Source organism: Hoylesella timonensis S9-PR14 (genome assembly GCF_000762405.1).
GTDB lineage: Bacteria > Bacteroidota > Bacteroidia > Bacteroidales > Bacteroidaceae > Prevotella > Prevotella timonensis_A.
Map to the genome: position 1 here is coordinate 1 of NZ_JRPQ01000097.1, position 2,499 is coordinate 2,499.

At 44.5% G+C, this 2,499-nt stretch carries 3 protein-coding genes; all 3 read right to left on the bottom strand.

From position 1 onward, the window contains the following. Positions 1-562: YWFCY domain-containing protein (locus tag HMPREF9304_RS06700; protein WP_036927650.1), on the bottom strand; the 562-nt coding region annotated here is incomplete at its 3' end. Positions 563-625: 63 nt separating this feature from the next. Then, complete coding sequence (mobB, locus tag HMPREF9304_RS06705; RefSeq protein ID WP_036856465.1) at positions 626-1,906, bottom strand: conjugal transfer protein MobB; 1,281 nt, start codon at positions 1,904-1,906, stop codon at positions 626-628. Continuing rightward, positions 1,903-2,283, bottom strand: coding sequence for a plasmid mobilization protein (locus HMPREF9304_RS06710; protein WP_036895272.1), 381 nt, complete (start codon positions 2,281-2,283; stop codon positions 1,903-1,905). Before HMPREF9304_RS06710 ends, mobB begins: the two co-directional genes overlap by 4 nt. Between the last annotated feature and the right edge of the window lie 216 nt (positions 2,284-2,499).

Here is a 2,499-nt window from a genome sequence, read left to right on the forward strand (position 1 = left end):
TCTTCTTATAGTAAAAACGTGTGGGGAGATTGACGGAATACTCATTCTCCATCAACCGAGTTTCCTGCATAAAACTCTCGTTCTCTGTATTGAAAACATCGTCCATCAGGTTGTTTTTGAGTAGTCGGCTCATCCATACGCCACCCATCAGCAGACAGATATAGCCAACGGACAGCGTAAATATATAGAGGGAAGCTACCCCGATCTTGCCGATGGGCAATACCAACAGCCACCAGTTGAGAAAGAAGAATACAAAGCCAAAGAAAAGCACCGTCCAAATCTTTGGCCATGTGATTTTCTCCTCTTTCACACCTTTTGTCCCAAGGCAGGACAAAGCAAGGAAAACCACACAAAAGAGTTTTGTCCAGAGGATAGACGAGAATAATCCCGTTGTACGCTGGAAGTTCATCAATATCTTGTTGATGATACCGAGCGTGAAGTTCCACTGCTGGAACGCCTCGTAACAGAACCAATAACAGTTAACGAGGAGGAATATCACTGATATGCCCCTCATAAAGTCCATGACTTTACCTAATGCCCTTAAATCATCTTCCTGTGCCATAATGCTGTATTTGTAGCCTCCCCCAACCCCTCCAAAGGAGGGGAGTTGGAAATGCTCATTTATTTAACGTTTTCTTCGTTTAATATTTGCCTTACTTAGTTTTCGGAGCTTACGCTGCCATGCCGCCTCCTTCCAATCATCGTTGCCCGTAGGTGTGAACGAACCATCCACCATATCCTCGATGAGTTCATCAACAAGGTTGTCGCCGTCTTCTGTATTTGGATGCAAAGATTCATTTGTAGATGTCTGCTCCAAGTGTTCTGAAGGACTGCCATACAGTGCTTCATCCAAGAATGGATTGTGTGTTGGATTGGATAGATACGCATTGAATACATTAGCAGCATATCCCTTGCCCAATCGGGAGCCGTTGAGCGCAATTCCCTCTTTATCGTCAATGAAGGTAATGCCGTAAATTCTTCCATTATCATTCTTTCGGATTATCACACGCAAGCCCTGTTCCTCCAATCTTTGCCGAAGTTCTTCCTCCGTCTGGGGAGAGGTACGCATTGCTTGCAAGACCTTGTTTCTGATAGCAGGTATCAATGGCTTAATGGCTTGTTTTGATTTCTGCATCCAGTTCTGTACGGCAGTATAGCCCACACCACGGCCGATGTCCGAGGCATGGATGGGTGTGCCTGCCTTGTTGCCCTTATCATCAGTCGGAACATAGACAAGTCCATCGTAATTCTTTCTCCGAAACTCCGTCTTCACTTCTTCCACTGCAAGATTGTATGCGGAAAGAATGGTATTCAATTCACCCAAGGAACAGAAGCGATAATGCTTCAGAACCGTGCGGACAACACTTGTGACCAGTTCCTTGATGTTTCCTCTATCAATGTCCACCTTGGACGTTTCTGTTTCCACATTATCTCTGACCTTTGAACTTGGAATGAGACCAAACCTCTTTTCCAAGGCATCGGTAATCTTCTTGCTCCTCCTTTTCTCAAACTTATCATTAATCTTCTGACCACGACTGTCCACTCGAAGTGATACGATATGGATATGCTCACGGGCGATGTCGTTGTGCTTGAACACGATATAAGGCTGCTTGCCATAGCCGAGTGTCTCCATATACTCCTTGGCTATCTGTGTGAGTGTTTCATTGGAGAGTTTCTCGTCCGGATGCGGATTGAGTGAGCAATGAAACACCATCTTTTTTGTTCGGCATTTCTCTGGAATAACTGCTTGCATATCAGCAAATACTTCAGCCATCGTATAAGTTCCCTCTTTGTTTTGATACAAGCCTTGGACAAGAAGAATGCTTGCTTCCTCTTTCTCTACTTTCTTGAAGTTGTAACCCAATGCCCCTCCAAGGTTTTTCGTAGCAGATATTTTGGCAATCATTTCTTACGGTAGTCTATGGTAAGACTGTTAGCCTGTTTCTGCAAGACAATGATTTGAGCAGACAATTTCTCCAACTTTTCAAGCAGTATCTGTGCAGTTTTTAGGCTGTGATAGCTGTTGATGGCGCGTACGGTCTGGTTATAGAGGACACCAATCTTATGGATTTGCGCCGTCAGTTCTGAGAGCTTTCGGTAATATTCCACTGCGGATTTATCCACCGTAATCACCTTGAAACTCTCTCCAAGAATACGACCACGCACGAAATCTGACTTTGTTTCTGCACCCGAACGTTGAAACAAATCAATTGCCCTTTGCTGGTCTTTCGGGTTGGGAAGACGGGTGTCCCATCTGTCCCATCGTTCAATCTTGTCATTCATTATCTTTTCTTTTTGTAATTACGACTTTGGAGTAATTTAATTCCCCTGTGGGGCAAGGGTCTTTGTCGGCAAAAACGGAGTTTGTCGGACAAAGACACACCTTGCCAATATCAAGAGTTGATACGATTGAAGTATCCACCCTCGTGGGGTGTCTGCTTCGGGATATTACCTCCATGTATTATTCTCGCCTGCAAAGTTACGGCGAGTTTTCAAATA

What these genes read in the sequence shown, in the direction of transcription:
- mobB (WP_036856465.1), bottom strand. Translation starts at nt 1,906, where the DNA reads ATGATTGCCAAAATATCTGCTACGAAAAACCTTGGAGGGGCATTGGGT.
- HMPREF9304_RS06710 (WP_036895272.1), bottom strand. Translation starts at nt 2,283, where the DNA reads ATGAATGACAAGATTGAACGATGGGACAGATGGGACACCCGTCTTCCC.